The organism is Streptomyces sp. NPDC006174 (genome assembly GCF_040614075.1).
GTDB lineage: Bacteria > Actinomycetota > Actinomycetes > Streptomycetales > Streptomycetaceae > Streptomyces.
The window spans coordinates 112658-127499 of sequence record NZ_JBEXTJ010000012.1; the positions used below are offsets into that span (position 1 = coordinate 112658).

A 14842-nucleotide genomic window follows, 5' to 3' on the forward strand; every position below is an offset into this window, starting at 1 on the left:
GATGGGGACACGTCCCCGTTTCGTGCCGGTTGTCCGGTACAGCGTAGAACTGCCCCCGGTCGCGGTTGCGGCCGGGGGCAGTTCTGGAAGAGCGGCGAACTAAAGTACGCACTCCGCTTCGGCGTACCGCTCGGCCGGGACCGTCTTCAGCGTCTCGACCGCCTCCGCCAGCGGGACCATCACGATGTCGGTGCCGCGCAGCGCGGTCAGCATCCCGAACTCGCTCCGGTGCGCCGCCTCCACCGCGTGCCAGCCGAACCGGGTCGCCAGGACGCGGTCGTACGCGGTCGGCGTGCCGCCGCGCTGGACGTGGCCGAGGATGACCGGGCGGGCCTCCTTGCCGAGCCGCTGCTCCAGCTCACCGGAGAGCTGCGTGGCCACTCCGGCGAACCGCTCGTGGCCGTAGATGTCCTTGACGCCCTGCTCGAACTGCATGGAGCCCTCGCGCGGCTTGGCGCCTTCGGCGACCACCACGATGGCGAACTTCTTGCCGGCCGAGAAGCGCTGGCCGACCAGCTCGGTCAGCTCGTCGATGTCGAAGGGGCGCTCGGGCACGACGATGGCGTGCGCGCCGGCCGCCATCCCGGAGTGCAGCGCGATCCAGCCGGTGTGACGGCCCATGACCTCGACGATCAGCACGCGCTGGTGCGATTCGGCGGTGGTCTTCAGCCGGTCCAGCGCCTCGGTCGCGACACCGACGGCGGTGTCGAAGCCGAAGGTGACGTCGGTGGAGGCGATGTCGTTGTCGATGGTCTTGGGGACGCCGACGATGGGCAGTCCGGCCTCGGAGAGGAGGTTGGCCGCCTTCAGCGTGCCCTCGCCTCCGATCGGGATGATGGCGTCCAGGCCGAGGTCGGCGACATGGCCGCGGGCCCGCTCCACACCGTCGCGCAGATGCGCGGGCTGGACCCGGGAGGAGCCGAGGATCGTGCCGCCACGGGCCAGGATGCCGCCGACCGCGTCGAGGTCGAGCTTGCGGTAGTCCGCCTCCAGCAGGCCCTTCCATCCGTCGTGGAAGCCGATGACCTCGTCACCGTGGTCCACCACCGCGCGGTGCACGACGGAACGGATGACGGCGTTGAGGCCGGGGCAGTCGCCGCCGGAGGTGAGTACGCCAATGCGCATGGCCCGGAAACCTTTGCAACGTTGAGTCGACGACCGGACCACGTCGTCCGGTTGGATCCCCGCCACCCTACCGGGGCAGGGTGACGGGACCGAACCGTCCGTCCGCCTGCTGGACTCCGCTCAACCGAGCGGAAAACCCCTCATCAGGCGGGCTGTGTCGCCGACGCAATCCGCTCCGCGCGCAGCGCCTCGTACCAGCGGTCGTCCGTGGGCGGCAGCGCGTTCACGTCGAGCGCCAGCTTCAGCAGGTGGTCGGCGATCTGCGGGTTGCGGGCCATGACGGGACCGTGCATGTACGTCCCGAAGACCGTGTCGTTGTACGCGCCCTCCGTGCCGTCCCCGGTCCCGTTGCCGCGGCCGAACCGCACCCGGGCGAACGGCCGTGCCGTCGGGCCGAGATGGGTGACGCCCTGGTGGTTCTCGAACCCGGTCAGCGCCTCCAGGCCGAGGTGCGGGTCGATGTCCGCCAGTACGTCGCCGACGCACCGCGCACCCTCGCCGCGGGTCGAGACCACGTCGAGCAGACCGAGACCCTGCTCGCGCTCACCGAGGTCGTTGACGAACTCGTGGCCGAGGATCTGGTAGCCCGCGCAGACCGAGAAGATGATCGCGCCGTTGGACGCGGCCCGGCTCAGCCCGCCGTCGCGGCGCAGCCGCTCCGCCGCGAGGCGCTGCGGCCGGTCCTCACCGCCGCCGATCAGATAGATGTCACCGGACGTCGGCACCGGCTGGTCGCTGCGCACGTCGACGCGCTGCACGTCCAGACCGCGCTGCCGGGCCCGCCGCTCCACGACCAGCGCGTTGCCCTGGTCGCCGTAGGTGCTGAGCAGGTCGGGGTAGACCCAGACCAGACGCAGACCGTTGTTGCTCATGCTTCGTCCTCTCCGGAGGTGGCCGGGGCCGGGGTCAGTTGCCGACACGACGGCGCAGATCCTGGAAGGCGGTGTAGTTGGCGATGACCTCGATACGGCCGGGCGGCGCGTACTGCACGGCCTCGTCGAGGTTCTCGCAGACCCGGAAGTCGAGACCGGCGACTTCGAGGCGGACCGCGAGGTCCAGCTTCCGGTCGCCGAGCACGAAGATCGGGTGACCGGCGAGCTGCGTGTAGTCCACGTCCCAGAGCCAGGAGGTGTCCGTGCCGTCGGCGCCGCGCGCGTTGACGGAGAGGATCACCGGCGTCGGCGGCGGGTCGATCAGCGAGAACGTCTCCAGCCAGCCGGCCGGGTTCTTCGCCAGCAGCAGGCGCAGCTCACGGTTGTTGAAGCTCACGACGTCGTAGCGTCCGGCCACCGCCTGCACCTGGTACATGCGCTCCAGCGCGACCTGCGGCGGCACGCCGAAGACGGCGGCGACGGCGGCCGAACTGGTGGCGTTCGCCTTGTTCGCGCGGCCGGGCAGCTGGAGGTGGATCGGCCAGGCCGAACCGTGCGGGTCCAGGACGTAGTCACCGTTGAGCGCCCAGCTCGGTGCGGGACGGCGGAAGCCGCACTGACCGCAGAACCAGTCGTCGCCAGGGCGCTGCATCACACCGCCGCAGGACGGGCAGGACCAGGCGTCGTCCTTCCACGCCTGACCGGCCGCCACCCACACCACGTTCGGCGAGGAGGAGGCCGCCCAGACGACCAGCGGGTCGTCCGCGTTGGCGATGATCACGGCCTTGGAGCCGGAGAGGCCCTCGCGCCAGTGCTCGGCCATCATCCGGGTCTCGGCCGCGCGGTCCAGCTGGTCGCGGGAGAGGTTGAGCAGCGCGATCGCCTTCGGCGTGGTGTCGCGGGCGACACCGGCCAGGTACTTCTCGTCGACCTCGATGACGCCGAACTTCGCGTCCGAGCCGCCGGCCAGCGCCGACGTGATGCCCGCCGGCATGTTCGCGCCGAGCGCGTTCGACACGACGGGCCCGGCGGCCCGCAGCGCCTCGGCGATCAGCCGCGTGGTGGTCGTCTTGCCGTTCGTCGCCGAGACGAGGATCACGTCCAGGTGCTGCGCCAGCCGCCCCAGCAGGTCGGGGTCGAGTTTGAGCGCCACCCGGCCGCCGATCACCGATCCGCTGCCCCGCCCCGCGGCGCGTGACACCGCCGCCGCGGCCTTGCCCGCCGTCACGGCCAGCTTGGCCCGCGGCGACAACGGCTCCGTGTTGCCTGCCATCGTCCTAGATCCTCCTTGCATCGGTCCGCGCCCAGCCTATCGATGTCCGGTGCGGCGACCGCACCGCGGCACCACGGGAACTCCCCGGCCACGGCGGAACGTACGCTTGCCGCCATGCGAAACCGCCCGATCCCCGGCAGTTCCGGACTCGTCCGTGAGATGAGTCTGCTCGGCGACCCGTTGCTCCACCGCGCCTGTGAGGACGTGACGGATTTTGGCCCCTCGCTCGCGAGGCTGGTCGAGGACATGTTCGCCACGATGTACGCCGCGCAGGGTGTCGGGCTCGCCGCCAACCAGATCGGCGTCCCGCTCAAAGTGTTCGTCTACGACTGCCCGGACGACGACGACGTCCGTCACCTGGGACATGTCGTCAACCCCGAACTGGTCGAGGCGGACGGACTCACCGTACGCGGACCGGAGGGCTGTCTGTCACTTCCGGGTCTGGAAGCGGGCACGGAACGCTTCGACCATGCGGTGGTCGAGGGCCTCACGATGACGGGTGAGCCGGTGCGGATCGCCGGGACGGGATGGTTCGCGCGGTGCCTCCAGCACGAGTGCGACCACCTGGAGGGCAGGGTCTACACCGACCGGCTGACCGGGCTGCGGCGGTCCCGGGCGCTGCGGGCGGCGCGCCGGGCGCCGTGGGCGCGTCAAGCCTGAGGCGTACGGGGTCAGAACCCCGGCCCGCCCTGCACGTCGCGGTCGCCCGCCTCCGCCAGCCGGCCCCACAGCAGGTCGGCGAGGCTGCGCACCAGCCGCTCGCGCGAGCAGGGCCGGTCGGCGAGCCACCAGTCGCCCGCCGCGTGCATCATGCCGACGATGCCGTGGCCCCAGATGCGCGCCATCTGCTCGCTGTCGGGCCCGAGGTCCACGCGCTCGACGATCACCTGGCCCAGCTCCTCGCCGAGGCGGCGCAGCAGCGGGGCGGAGTGGCGGCCTACGTCGAAGCCCTGCTCGGCGGAGAGGGCCACCTCCGCCGAGGTGGCGGAGTCGTCGGACGGGTGCATCAGGAAGCGGTAGACCTGCGGGCGGGCCTCGATCGCGGCGAGGTAGGTGTCGAGCGTGGCCTCGACCCGGGCCCGGCGCTCGGCCGGCGCGTCCAGAGCCGCGCGCAGCGCGCTGAGCAGGGCGTCGGTGTGGCGCTTGGCCAGCGCGCGGTAGAGGCCGCCCTTGTCCCCGAAGTGGCGGTAGAGGATGGGCTTGGTGATCCCGGCCTCGGCGGCGATCGCGTTCATGGAGGCCTGCGGGCCGTCCCTGAGCACCACCCGGTCCGCCGCTTCGAGCAGCTCACGGCGGCGGGCCTCGGCCGCGGTCCGCTGCCGCTCGGCGCCGCGTGTGGTCTCCATGTCGTCTCTCCCGCCCCTGGCCATGCGATTTCTTCACGACTGCTTCTTCGCGCCTGCGCAACGTAGCACCACGCCCGGCGCCCTTGTCGATCAGCTCCGAGGCGGTTGACAGCGGCTACTGTCCGGTAACAGACTGCGGTTACCGCAAGTAACGCATGCTTTTCATGGCAGTGCATGGAGGGGAACATGGCCGAGTTCACGCTCGATCTCAACGATGACCAGAAGCAGGTCCGTGACTGGCTTCACGGCTTCGCGGCGGACGTGATCCGTCCGGCGGCCTCGGAGTGGGACGAGCGTGAGGAAACGCCCTGGCCCGTCATCCAGGAGGCGGCGAAGGTCGGCATCTACTCCCTCGATTTCTACGCCCAGCAGTTCTTCGACCCTACGGGGCTCGGCATCCCCATGGCCATGGAAGAGCTGTTCTGGGGCGACGCGGGTATCGCGCTCTCCATCGTCGGTACGGGCCTGGCGGCCGTCGGCGTCCTCGCCAACGGCACCGAGGAGCAGATCGGCACCTGGATCCCGCAGATGTACGGCGACGCCAACGACGTGAAGGTCGCCGCCTTCTGCTCCTCCGAGCCCGACGCCGGATCGGACGTCGCCTCCATGCGGACGCGGGCCGTGTACGACGAGGCCAAGGACGAGTGGATCCTCAACGGCACCAAGACCTGGGCGACCAACGGCGGCATAGCCAACGTCCACGTGGTGGTCGCCGTCGTCGACGCGGACCTCGGCTCCAAGGGCCACGCCTCCTTCATCGTGCCGCCGGACACGCCGGGCCTCTCGCAGGGCCAGAAGTTCAAGAAGCACGGCATCCGTGCCTCGCACACGGCCGAAGTGGTCCTGGAGGACGTCCGCGTCCCCGGCCACTGCCTCCTCGGCGGCAAGGAGAAGCTCGACGAGCGGCTCGCCCGCGCCCGGGAGCGCGCCAAGGCCGGCGGTGAGCGCGTCAAGAACGCGGCGATGGCCACCTTCGAGGCCTCCCGCCCGGCCGTCGGCGCCATGGCCGTGGGCACCGCGCGAGCGGCGTACGAGGTGGCGCTCGACTACGCCAAGACCCGCAGCCAGTTCGGCCGCCCGATCATCGACAACCAGGGCATCGCCTTCCAGCTCGCCGACATGCGCACCCGGATCGACGCGGCCCGGCTGCTGGTCTGGCGCGCCTCCTGGATGGCCACCACCGGCAAGCCGTTCACCTCGGCCGAGGGCTCGATGTCGAAGCTGTACGCCAGCGAGACCGCCAAGAAGGTCACCGCGCAGGCGATCCAGATCCTCGGCGGCAACGGCTTCACCCGCGAGTACCCGGTCGAGCGGATGCACCGGGACGCCGCGATCTACACCATCTTCGAGGGCACCAGCGAGATCCAGCGCCTGGTGATCGCCCGCACGCTGTCGGGCATGCCGATCCGCTAGCGGAGACGCCAGAAGAAGGGGGCCGTCCACGGACGGCCCCCTTCACGTTCACGCCATCGCTCAGCCGGGCAGCTGCGCCTCGATCGCCGCCACGACCTCCGTCGACTCCGGCTCGCTGCGCGGACGGATCCGGGCCACCGGCTCACCGGCCGGCGAGATCACGAACTTCTCGAAGTTCCACTGGACGTCCCCGGCCTCACCGTCCGCGTCCGCCAGCTTCGTCAGCTCCGCGTACAGCGGGTGCCGGCCGGCCCCGTTGACCTCGATCTTCTCCAGGAGCGGGAAGGTGACGCCGTACGTCGTCGAGCAGAAGGTCTCGATCTCCTCCGCGCTCCCCGGCTCCTGCCCGGCGAACTGGTTGCACGGCACCCCGAGCACCGTCAGCCCCCGGTCCCCGTACGCCTGCTGCAGCCGCTCCAGGCCCTCGTACTGCGGCGTGAGCCCGCACTTGGACGCCACGTTCACCAGCAGGACGGTCCGGCCGCTCCAGGCGCCCAGCGTGGTCGGCTCACCGGCGAGGGTGTGCAGCGGAATGTCGTGCAGCGTCATGAAGCTCTCCCTGATCATCGCGTGCGTGGTGCCATTGTGCCGCTCGCCGGTCACCGACCGGCGAGCTCCTTGTAGTAGAAGGTGGTCGGCTTGAGGCTGCCCGCCGGATCGGCCGCGTATCCCGGCACGGAGCCGACCTCCGTCCACCCCGCCTTGCAGTAGACCTGTTCGGCCAGGCTGCCGCTCTCGGTGTCCAGGATCAGCAGCGTGATGCCTTCCACCTCCGCGTACGCCTCCACGGCCTCCAGCAGCGCCCGCCCGAGCCCTTGGCCGCGGGCGGCGGGGCGGACCATCAGCTTGGCGACCTCCGCGCGGTGGCGTGCGTTCGGCAGCGGCGCGCGGACCAGCGCGATCGTCCCGGCGACCCGGCCTCCCTCCCGGGCGATCCAGATGGAGACCTCACCGGACTCCACGGCACCCGCGCGCTCCCGCCACCAGACGGCGGCCTTCTCCCGGTCCAGCGGGGCCAGAAACCCCACCGACGAGCCCTCCTCGACGGTCTCCACCAGCAGCTCGGCCATCTCATCGGCATACGTGACCAGCTCGGGGGCGCTCACGTGGACGATCTCGGTCATGGGTACGGGGTCCTTTCACGCGGAACGGTCACGGTGCGAAGGTCGGGCGCACCGGTCAGGGCCCGATACGGCTTTCGATGAGGAAGGATCTCCTCTGTGCAGTCTCCCGAACCTTTCCCCGAACCGCTGCCCGCACCCGCCCGCGAGGAGCATTCCGGTGACGGCCCGTCCCGCCGCCTGATCCGCTGCCGCCTCTGCGGCCGCCCGCTCACCGGCGCCGACTCCCGCCGCACCGGCCTCGGCCCGTCCTGCGACGCCAAACTGCACCCCGCACCACCGGACATCCGCACCCGCCGCCACGAGGTCGACCAGGACACGCTGCCCGGCACCTGACACGGTCCCTACGACAGCCGCCGGAACAGTCCCTCCTGCACCACCGACACCAGCAGCTGTCCCGCACGGTCGTAGATCCGGCCGCGCGCCAGACCGCGCCCGCCCGTCGCGACCGGCGACTCCTGGTCGTACAGGAACCACTCGTCCGCCCGGAACGGCCGGTGGAACCACATGGCGTGGTCCAGAGACGCCATGTCGAAGCCGCGCGGGCCCCACAGCGGCTCCACCGGGATGCGGACCGCGTCCAGGAGCGTCATGTCGCTCGCGTACGTCAGCGCGCACGTGTGCACCAGCGGGTCGTCGCCCAGCGGGCCCACCGCGCGCATCCACACCGCGCTGCGCGGATCGGCGTCCCTGATCTCGTCCTTCGTCCAGCGCAGCCGGTCGACGTAGCGGATGTCGAACGGCTGGCGGCGGGCCATCCGCTCCAGCGCCTCCGGCAGCGCGCCGAGGTGCTCGCGTACCTCCTCGGCGACCGTCGGCAGCTCCTCCGGGTCCGGGACGATCCGGGCCGGCGGCAGCTGGTGCTCGAAGCCGGCCTCCTCGGGACGGTGGAAGGAGGCCGTCAGGTTGAAGATCGTCCGGCCCTCCTGGACGGCTGTGACCCGGCGCGTGGTGAAGGAGCGGCCGTCGCGGACCCGCTCGACCTGGTAGACGATCGGTACGCCGGGACGGCCCGGGCGCAGGAAGTAGGCGTGCAGCGAGTGCACCGGCCGCTCCCCGTCGGTCGTGCGGCCCGCCGCCACCAGCGCCTGGCCGGCGACCTGGCCGCCGAAGACCCGTTGCAGGGACTCCTCCGGGCTGCGGCCGCGGAAGATGTTGACCTCGATCCGCTCCAGGTCGAGAAGGTCGACCAGGCGCTCGGCCGGGTTCGTCATGCCGTACCTCTCCAGTTCCGCGTCGGGGATCCGCTCACAGCTGGCCGACCTCGGTGACCCGGACGACCGCCCGGCCCTCCTCGTCGGACGCGGCGAGATCCACCTCGGCCTTGATGCCCCAGTCGTGGTCGCCCGCCGGATCGGCGAACGCCTGCCAGACCCGCCACAGCCCGTGCGCCGGGTCCTCCTCGATCTTCAGCAGCTTCGGACCGCGCGCGTCCGGGCCGGTGCCGATCTCCTCGTGCGCGTCCCAGTACCCGTCCAGCGCCTCGCCCCACGCGTCCTCGTCCCACCCGGAGTCGCCGTCCAGCTCGCCCAGGTCCCGTACCCGGTCCAGCGCGGCCAGCTCCACCCGCCGGAACATCGCGTTGCGCACCAGCACCCGGAAGGCGCGCGGGTTGGCCGTGACCGGCTTGACCTCGTCCGCCTTCTCCTGCGCCTGCTCGGCGGTCTCCACCTCGGGGTTGGCCAGCTGCTCCCACTCGTCCAGCAGACTGGAGTCGACCTGGCGGACCATCTCGCCGAGCCAGGAGATCAGATCCTGGAGGTCCTCCGACTTCACGTCGTCCGGAATCGTGTGCTCCAGCGCCTTGTACGCGCTCGCCAGATACCGCAGCACGATGCCCTCGGTCCGGGCCAGCTCGTAGTGCGAGGTGAACTCCGTGAAGGTCATGGCCCGTTCGAACATGTCCCGGATCACCGACTTCGGCGACACCGGATGGTCGTTCACCCACGGGTGGCTCGTGCGGTACACGTCGTAGGCGTGCCACAGCAGCTCGCTCAGCGGCTTGGGGTACGTGACCTCCTGGAGCAATTCCATCCGCTCCTCGTACTCGACCCCGTCGGCCTTCATCTGGCCCACGGCCTCACCGCGCGCCTTGTTCTGCTGGGCCGCCAGGATCTGCCGCGGATCGTCCAGCGTCGACTCGACGACCGAGACCATGTCCAGTGCGTACGACGGCGATTCGGCGTCCAGCAGGTCGAACGCGGCCAGCGCGAACGTGGAGAGCGGCTGGTTCAGCGCGAAGTCCTGCTGGAGGTCGACCGTCAGCCGCACGATCCGGCCCTCGGCGTCCGGCGTCTCCAACTGCTCCACCACACCGCCGTCCAGCAGCGAGCGGTAGATGGCGATGGCCCGCCGGATGTGCCGCAGCTGTGCCCGGCGCGGCTCGTGGTTGTCCTCCAGCAGATGCCGCATCGCCGCGAAGGCGTTGCCGGGACGCGCGATGACCGCGAGCAGCATCGTGTGCGTGACCCGGAAGCGGGAGCTCAGCGGCTCCGGCTCGGACTGGATCAGCTTGTCGAACGTGGTCTCCGACCAGGCGACGAAACCCTCGGGCGCCTTCTTGCGGACCACCTTGCGCTTCTTCTTCGGGTCGTCGCCCGCCTTCTTGACGGCCTTCTCGTTCTCGATGACGTGCTCGGGAGCCTGCGCCACGACGAACCCGGCCGTGTCGAACCCGGCCCGCCCGGCCCGCCCGGCGATCTGGTGGAACTCCCGCGCCCGCAGCGTCCGCACCCGGGTCCCGTCGTACTTGGTGAGCGCCGTGAACAGCACCGTACGGATCGGTACGTTGACGCCGACGCCGAGCGTGTCCGTACCGCAGATCACCTTCAGCAGACCCGCCTGCGCCAGCTTCTCCACCAGGCGGCGGTACTTGGGCAGCATGCCTGCGTGGTGCACGCCGATGCCGTGGCGTACGTACCGGGAGAGGTTCTGGCCGAACTTGGTGGTGAAGCGGAAGCTGCCGATCAGATCGGCGATCTTCTCCTTCTCCGCCTTCGTGCACATGTTGATGCTCATCAGCGACTGCGCCCGCTCGACCGCCGCCGCCTGCGTGAAGTGCACGATGTAGACCGGCGACTGCCGGGTGTCCAGCAGCTCGGTCAGCGTCTCGGTGATCGGCGTGAAGCGGTACTCGTAGCTCAGCGGCACCGGACGGGTCGCCGAGCGCACCACGGAGGTGGGACGGCCGGTGCGGCGGGTCAGGTCCTTCTCGAACATCGCGACATCGCCGAGCGTCGCCGACATCAGGACGAACTGGGCCTGCGGCAGCTCCAGCAGCGGGATCTGCCAGGCCCAGCCACGGTCCGGCTCGGCGTAGAAGTGGAACTCGTCCATCACGACCTGGCCGATGTCGGCGTACTTGCCGTCGCGCAGCGCGATGGAGGCCAGCACCTCCGCCGTACAGCAGATCACCGGAGCGTCGGCGTTGACCGAGGCGTCACCGGTCAGCATCCCGACGTTCTCGGTGCCGAAGAGCTTGCACAGGTCGAAGAACTTCTCCGAGACCAGCGCCTTGATCGGCGCGGTGTAGAACGTCACCTTGTCCTGGGCCAGCGCGGTGAAGTGCGCGGCGGCCGCCACCAGGCTCTTGCCCGAGCCGGTCGGCGTGGAAAGGATCACGTTGGCGCCGGAGACCACCTCGATCAGCGCCTCCTCCTGAGCCGGATACAGCGTGATGCCCTGGCTCTCGGTCCATGACGAGAAGGCCTCGAAGAGGGCGTCGGGGTCGGCGGTCCGGGGGAGCTGGTCGATGAGGGTCACGCCCCCATCTTGCCTGCCTTCGGACCGGATGAGGGAACCGGCGGGCACCACGAAGATCATGGGCGATACGCTGCGCACTCAACCAGCCCGCACCGCACCGGTGATGGGCACGTGACGCACTGGGGGCGGAAGCGACCATGATGGGACCGGCACACTCCCTGTCAGGGGCAGCGGCCTGGCTGGGGGTGGGCGCGGCGGCGGCCGCCGCGGGCCACACGATGCCCTGGCCCGTCCTCGTCGTCGGAGCGCTGATCTGCGCCGGAGCCGCGCTCGCGCCGGACCTCGACCACAAGTCGGCCACCATCTCGCGCGCCTTCGGCCCGCTCTCCAAAGGGCTCTGCGAGATCACCGACAAGCTCTCGTACGCCGTCTACAAGGCCACCAAGAGCAAGGCCGACCCTCGCCGCACCGGCGGCCACCGGACACTGACCCACACCTGGTTCTTCGCCGTCCTGATGGGCGCCGGCTGCTCCTTCGCCGCGGTCAGCGGCGGGCGCTGGGCGGTCCTCGCGATCCTCTTCGTCCACCTGGTGCTCGCCGTCGAAGGCCTGCTCTGGCGCGCCGCCCGGGTCTCCAGCGACGTCCTCGTCTGGCTGCTCGGCGCCACCAGCGCCTGGATCCTCGCCGGCGTCCTGGACCAGCCCGGCAACGGCGCCGGCTGGCTCTTCGACGCTCCCGGCCAGGAGTACATGTGGCTCGGCCTGCCCATCGTGCTCGGCGCCCTGGTCCACGACATCGGCGACGCGCTGACCGTCTCCGGGTGCCCGGTCCTGTGGCCGCTGCCGATCGGCGGCAAGCGCTGGTACCCGCTCGGCCCTCCGAAGTTCATGCGGTTCCGGGCCGGCAGCTGGATCGAGATCAAGCTGCTGATGCCCGCGTTCATGGTGCTCGGAGGAGTGGGCGGAGCGGCCGCGCTCAACTACATATGACCCGTCGGCCGCGTTGCGGGCGGGCGGTCCGCCCGGCCCCGTAGCACCATGGCCGCATGCTGCTCGCCGAGCTCGCCCAGGTCTCCCTGGAGGTCGCCGCCACCTCCGCCCGGTCCAAGAAGGTGGCGCTCCTCGCCGCGCTCTTCCGGGACGCCGGACCCGACGACGTCCCCGTCGTCATCCCGTACCTCGCCGGACGGCTGCCCCAGGGCCGGATCGGCGTCGGCTGGCGGTCCTTCGGCGACCCCGTCGAACCCGCCGCCGAGCCCACGCTCACCGTCACCGGCGTCGACGCCGACCTGACCGCGCTGGCCGCCGTCTCCGGCACCGGCTCCCAGGCCCTGCGCCGCGAACGGCTCCGCGCTCTCTTCGCCGCCGCCACCGAGGACGAACAGCGCTTCCTGAAGGCCCTGCTCACCGGCGAGGTCCGCCAAGGCGCTCTGGACGCCGTCGCCGCCGACGCGCTGGCCAAGGCCGCCGAAGCCCCGCCCGCCGACGTCCGCCGGGCCGTGATGCTCGCCGGATCGCTCCAGGACGTGGCCCGGACCCTCCTCGCGGACGGGCCCGAAGCGCTCGCCGCCTTCCGCCTCACCGTCGGCCGGCCCGTCCAGCCGATGCTGGCCCACACCGCCGCCTCCGTCCTGGAGGCCGTCGACAAGCTGGGCCCGTGCGCGGTGGAGGAGAAGCTCGACGGCATCCGCGTCCAGGTGCACCGGGACGGCGACCGCGTCCGTGCCTACACCCGGACCCTGGACGACATCACCGACCGGCTGCCCGAGCTCGTCACGGCCGTGGCCGCGCTGAAGACCGGACGCTTCATCCTGGACGGCGAGGTGATCGCGCTCGGCGGTGACGGCAGGCCGCGCCCGTTCCAGGAGACCGCCGCCCGGGTCGGCTCGCGCCGGGACGTGGCCGCCGCGGCCGCCGGCGTACCGATCGTGCCGGTCTTCTTCGACGCTCTCTCGGCCGACGGCGAGGAGCTGCTCGACCTGCCGTTCGCCGAGCGCCACGCCGCCTTGGCCCGGCTGGTCCCCGAGAACCTGCGGGTCCGGCGCGCGCTGGTGCCGGACCTCGAGGACGCGGACGCGCGCCGGCGAGCCGAGGCGTTCCTCGCCGAGACCTTGGAGCGCGGCCACGAAGGCGTCGTCGTCAAGGACCTGGCCGCCGCCTACAGCGCGGGCCGCCGCGGCGCGTCCTGGCTGAAGGTCAAGCCGGTGCACACCCTGGACCTGGTGGTGCTGGCCGCCGAATGGGGGAGCGGACGGCGTACGGGAAAGCTCTCCAACCTTCACCTCGGCGCGCGCCGGCCCGACGGCAGCTTCGCGATGCTCGGCAAGACCTTCAAAGGGCTCACCGACGCGCTGCTGGAGTGGCAGACCGAGAAGCTGCGGGAGCTGGCGACCGAGGAGAACGGGCACGTGGTGACCGTACGGCCGGAACTCGTCGTGGAGATCGCCTACGACGGCCTCCAGCGCTCCACCCGCTACCCGGCCGGTGTCACCCTCCGCTTCGCCCGCGTCCTGCGCTACCGCGAGGACAAGACGGCCCAGGAGGCGGACACGGTGGAGACGGTCCTCGCACAACAGCGGTGAGCGCGCCCCGCCGGAACGGAGCGCGCTCACCGTGCGGTCAGTGCTTGATCGTCGCCGAAGCCGTGTGCTCCTTGATCTGCTCCGGCGTCAGATAGGCGTCCGTGTACTCGAAGTCCCGCAGCGTCGCCGGCTTGCGCGCCTGGAACCCGGTCCGTACGAAGTCGTCACCGGCGACCGCGTTGAGCAGCCAGTTCGTCATGACCCGGGTCTTGGCGACGTTCGTCCGCAGCGCCGACCAGTGGTAGCCGCGCGCCACGGCCTGCGCCGGCAGCCCGTGCAGCTCGATGCCGAGCGGCTTGGAGACCGCGTCCTTGCCACCGAGGTCCACGACGAGACCCAGGTCCTTGTGGACGTAGTCCTTGAGCGGCTGATTGCGCAGCGAGGCGATCAGGTTGTCCGCCATCACCTTGCCCTGCCGCATCGCGTGCTGCGCGGTCGGCGGACAGACCGCCCCGTCGCCCTTGGCCAGATCGGGCACCGCTGCCGCGTCGCCGAGCGAGAACACCCCGTCCGAACCCGGCAGCTTCAGCTGCGGTGTGACGGCGAGCCGGCCGCGTACGGTCTCCGCGCCGAGCGTGGCGATCAGCGGGCTGGCGGCGACTCCGGCGGTCCAGATCAGCGTCCGGCACGGCAGCACCCGGCCGTCGGTGAACGTGACCTCCTCGGCCTCGGCCTTGGCGATCGAGACGCCGAGCGACACGTCGATGTTCCGCTTGCGGAGCACGTCCAGCGCGGCCCGCCCCAGCTTGTCGCCGAGTTCTGGCATGAGCTTGGGCGCGATGTCGATCAGGTGCCACTTGATCAGCCTCGGGTCCAGCCGCGGATAGTGCCGGATCGCGTTGGTGGTGAGGCGCTGGAGGCAGGCAGCCGTCTCCGTACCGGCGTAACCGCCGCCGACCACGACGAACTGGAGCCGCGAGGCGCGCTCCGCCTCGTCCTGGCTGGCGTCGGCCAGATCGAGCTGCGCGATGACGTGGTCCCGTACGTACGCCGCCTCCGCCAGCGTCTTCATGCCGCGCGCGTGCTCCACCAGTCCGGGGATGTCGAACGTCCGGGTCACACTTCCGGCGGCCAGCACGATGTAGTCGTACGCCTCGTTGACGACTTCGCCCGTGATCTTGCGGATGACGCAGACTTTGGCCTTCGTGTCCACGCCGATCGCTCCGCCGGGGATGATCCGGGTGCGGTGGCGGCGGCTGCGGCGCAAAGAGACCGCGACGGACTGCGGGGTCAGCACGCCGGAGGCCACCTGAGGCAGCAGTGGTAGATAGAGCTGGTACGAGAACGGTGTGACGAGCGCGATGTCGGCCTCGCCCGGAGCGAGCTTGCGCTCCAGCCGCTGTACACATTCGACACCTGCGAAGCCGGCGCCGACGACGAGAATCCTGGGTGGTGCCACGGTCTGCGTC

Annotated in this window: 14 protein-coding genes; 5 read left to right on the top strand and 9 right to left on the bottom strand. The window is 71.0% G+C overall.

The features are described from left to right. Window positions 1-99 precede the first annotated feature (99 nt). The 3 genes from ABZ267_RS25730 to ABZ267_RS25740 all read right to left on the bottom strand — a co-directional run bounded on the left by ABZ267_RS25730 (window position 100) and on the right by ABZ267_RS25740 (window position 3270). Complete coding sequence (locus ABZ267_RS25730) at window positions 100-1125, bottom strand: 6-phosphofructokinase (protein WP_356751074.1); 1026 nt, start codon at window positions 1123-1125, stop codon at window positions 100-102. A 143-nt stretch (window positions 1126-1268) separates the two neighbouring features. Beyond that, window positions 1269-1997 (bottom strand): glutamine amidotransferase, encoded by a 729-nt coding sequence (locus ABZ267_RS25735; RefSeq protein ID WP_073881336.1) that lies wholly within the window; start codon window positions 1995-1997, stop codon window positions 1269-1271. 34 nt (window positions 1998-2031) lie between these two features. Then, window positions 2032-3270, bottom strand: a complete 1239-nt coding sequence (locus tag ABZ267_RS25740; RefSeq protein WP_356751072.1) for a MurT ligase domain-containing protein — start codon at window positions 3268-3270, stop codon at window positions 2032-2034. Between the two features lie 114 nt (window positions 3271-3384). On the opposite strand from ABZ267_RS25740, the gene def reads away from it, so the two are divergent. Continuing rightward, complete coding sequence (gene def, locus ABZ267_RS25745) at window positions 3385-3930, top strand: peptide deformylase (RefSeq protein ID WP_356751070.1); 546 nt, start codon at window positions 3385-3387, stop codon at window positions 3928-3930. Between the two features lie 11 nt (window positions 3931-3941). Here def and ABZ267_RS25750 read toward each other — a convergent pair whose 3' ends face one another. Next, the gene (locus tag ABZ267_RS25750; RefSeq protein WP_356751068.1) at window positions 3942-4616 is read right to left on the bottom strand and encodes a TetR family transcriptional regulator; all 675 of its coding nucleotides are present in this window, start codon (window positions 4614-4616) and stop codon (window positions 3942-3944) included. A 186-nt stretch (window positions 4617-4802) separates the two neighbouring features. Here ABZ267_RS25750 and ABZ267_RS25755 point away from each other — a divergent pair, with 186 nt between their 5' ends. After that, the gene (locus tag ABZ267_RS25755; RefSeq protein ID WP_356751066.1) at window positions 4803-6029 is read left to right on the top strand and encodes an acyl-CoA dehydrogenase family protein; all 1227 of its coding nucleotides are present in this window, start codon (window positions 4803-4805) and stop codon (window positions 6027-6029) included. Window positions 6030-6089: 60 nt separating this feature from the next. Here ABZ267_RS25755 and ABZ267_RS25760 read toward each other — a convergent pair whose 3' ends face one another. Continuing rightward, on the bottom strand, window positions 6090-6578 hold the full coding sequence (locus ABZ267_RS25760; protein ID WP_109980834.1) for a glutathione peroxidase: 489 nt from the start codon (window positions 6576-6578) through the stop codon (window positions 6090-6092). 50 nt (window positions 6579-6628) lie between these two features. Further along, window positions 6629-7153, bottom strand: a complete 525-nt coding sequence (locus ABZ267_RS25765; RefSeq protein ID WP_356751064.1) for a GNAT family N-acetyltransferase — start codon at window positions 7151-7153, stop codon at window positions 6629-6631. A 96-nt stretch (window positions 7154-7249) separates the two neighbouring features. On the opposite strand from ABZ267_RS25765, the gene ABZ267_RS25770 reads away from it, so the two are divergent. Beyond that, window positions 7250-7486 (top strand): DUF6011 domain-containing protein, encoded by a 237-nt coding sequence (locus tag ABZ267_RS25770; RefSeq protein ID WP_356751062.1) that lies wholly within the window; start codon window positions 7250-7252, stop codon window positions 7484-7486. Window positions 7487-7494: 8 nt separating this feature from the next. On the opposite strand, the gene ABZ267_RS25775 is transcribed toward ABZ267_RS25770, so the two are convergent. Next, entirely contained in the window at window positions 7495-8364 is an 870-nt protein-coding gene (locus tag ABZ267_RS25775) for an acyl-CoA thioesterase II (RefSeq protein ID WP_356751060.1), read from the bottom strand. 34 nt (window positions 8365-8398) lie between these two features. Further along, window positions 8399-10972, bottom strand: a complete 2574-nt coding sequence (locus ABZ267_RS25780; RefSeq protein ID WP_356751058.1) for a DUF3516 domain-containing protein — start codon at window positions 10970-10972, stop codon at window positions 8399-8401. Window positions 10973-11049: 77 nt separating this feature from the next. Here ABZ267_RS25780 and ABZ267_RS25785 point away from each other — a divergent pair, with 77 nt between their 5' ends. Together ABZ267_RS25785 and ABZ267_RS25790 are read left to right on the top strand one after the other, a co-directional pair. Next, complete coding sequence (locus ABZ267_RS25785; protein WP_356751056.1) at window positions 11050-11841, top strand: metal-dependent hydrolase; 792 nt, start codon at window positions 11050-11052, stop codon at window positions 11839-11841. A gap of 56 nt (window positions 11842-11897) precedes the next feature. Continuing rightward, window positions 11898-13433, top strand: coding sequence for an ATP-dependent DNA ligase (locus tag ABZ267_RS25790; RefSeq protein WP_356751054.1), 1536 nt, complete (start codon window positions 11898-11900; stop codon window positions 13431-13433). 37 nt (window positions 13434-13470) lie between these two features. Here ABZ267_RS25790 and ABZ267_RS25795 read toward each other — a convergent pair whose 3' ends face one another. After that, window positions 13471-14832: an NAD(P)/FAD-dependent oxidoreductase gene (locus ABZ267_RS25795; protein ID WP_356751052.1), complete on the bottom strand. Its 1362-nt coding sequence runs from the start codon at window positions 14830-14832 to the stop codon at window positions 13471-13473. Between the last annotated feature and the right edge of the window lie 10 nt (window positions 14833-14842).

What these genes read in the sequence shown, in the direction of transcription:
- ABZ267_RS25730 (WP_356751074.1), bottom strand. Translation starts at nt 1,125, where the DNA reads ATGCGCATTGGCGTACTCACCTCCGGCGGCGACTGCCCCGGCCTCAAC.
- ABZ267_RS25740 (WP_356751072.1), bottom strand. Translation starts at nt 3,270, where the DNA reads ATGGCAGGCAACACGGAGCCGTTGTCGCCGCGGGCCAAGCTGGCCGTG.
- ABZ267_RS25790 (WP_356751054.1), top strand. Translation starts at nt 11,898, where the DNA reads ATGCTGCTCGCCGAGCTCGCCCAGGTCTCCCTGGAGGTCGCCGCCACC.
- ABZ267_RS25760 (WP_109980834.1), bottom strand. Translation starts at nt 6,578, where the DNA reads ATGACGCTGCACGACATTCCGCTGCACACCCTCGCCGGTGAGCCGACC.
- ABZ267_RS25765 (WP_356751064.1), bottom strand. Translation starts at nt 7,153, where the DNA reads ATGACCGAGATCGTCCACGTGAGCGCCCCCGAGCTGGTCACGTATGCC.
- ABZ267_RS25775 (WP_356751060.1), bottom strand. Translation starts at nt 8,364, where the DNA reads ATGACGAACCCGGCCGAGCGCCTGGTCGACCTTCTCGACCTGGAGCGG.
- ABZ267_RS25735 (WP_073881336.1), bottom strand. Translation starts at nt 1,997, where the DNA reads ATGAGCAACAACGGTCTGCGTCTGGTCTGGGTCTACCCCGACCTGCTC.
- ABZ267_RS25755 (WP_356751066.1), top strand. Translation starts at nt 4,803, where the DNA reads ATGGCCGAGTTCACGCTCGATCTCAACGATGACCAGAAGCAGGTCCGT.
- ABZ267_RS25785 (WP_356751056.1), top strand. Translation starts at nt 11,050, where the DNA reads ATGATGGGACCGGCACACTCCCTGTCAGGGGCAGCGGCCTGGCTGGGG.
- def (WP_356751070.1), top strand. Translation starts at nt 3,385, where the DNA reads ATGCGAAACCGCCCGATCCCCGGCAGTTCCGGACTCGTCCGTGAGATG.
- ABZ267_RS25750 (WP_356751068.1), bottom strand. Translation starts at nt 4,616, where the DNA reads ATGGAGACCACACGCGGCGCCGAGCGGCAGCGGACCGCGGCCGAGGCC.
- ABZ267_RS25780 (WP_356751058.1), bottom strand. Translation starts at nt 10,972, where the DNA reads ATGATCTTCGTGGTGCCCGCCGGTTCCCTCATCCGGTCCGAAGGCAGG.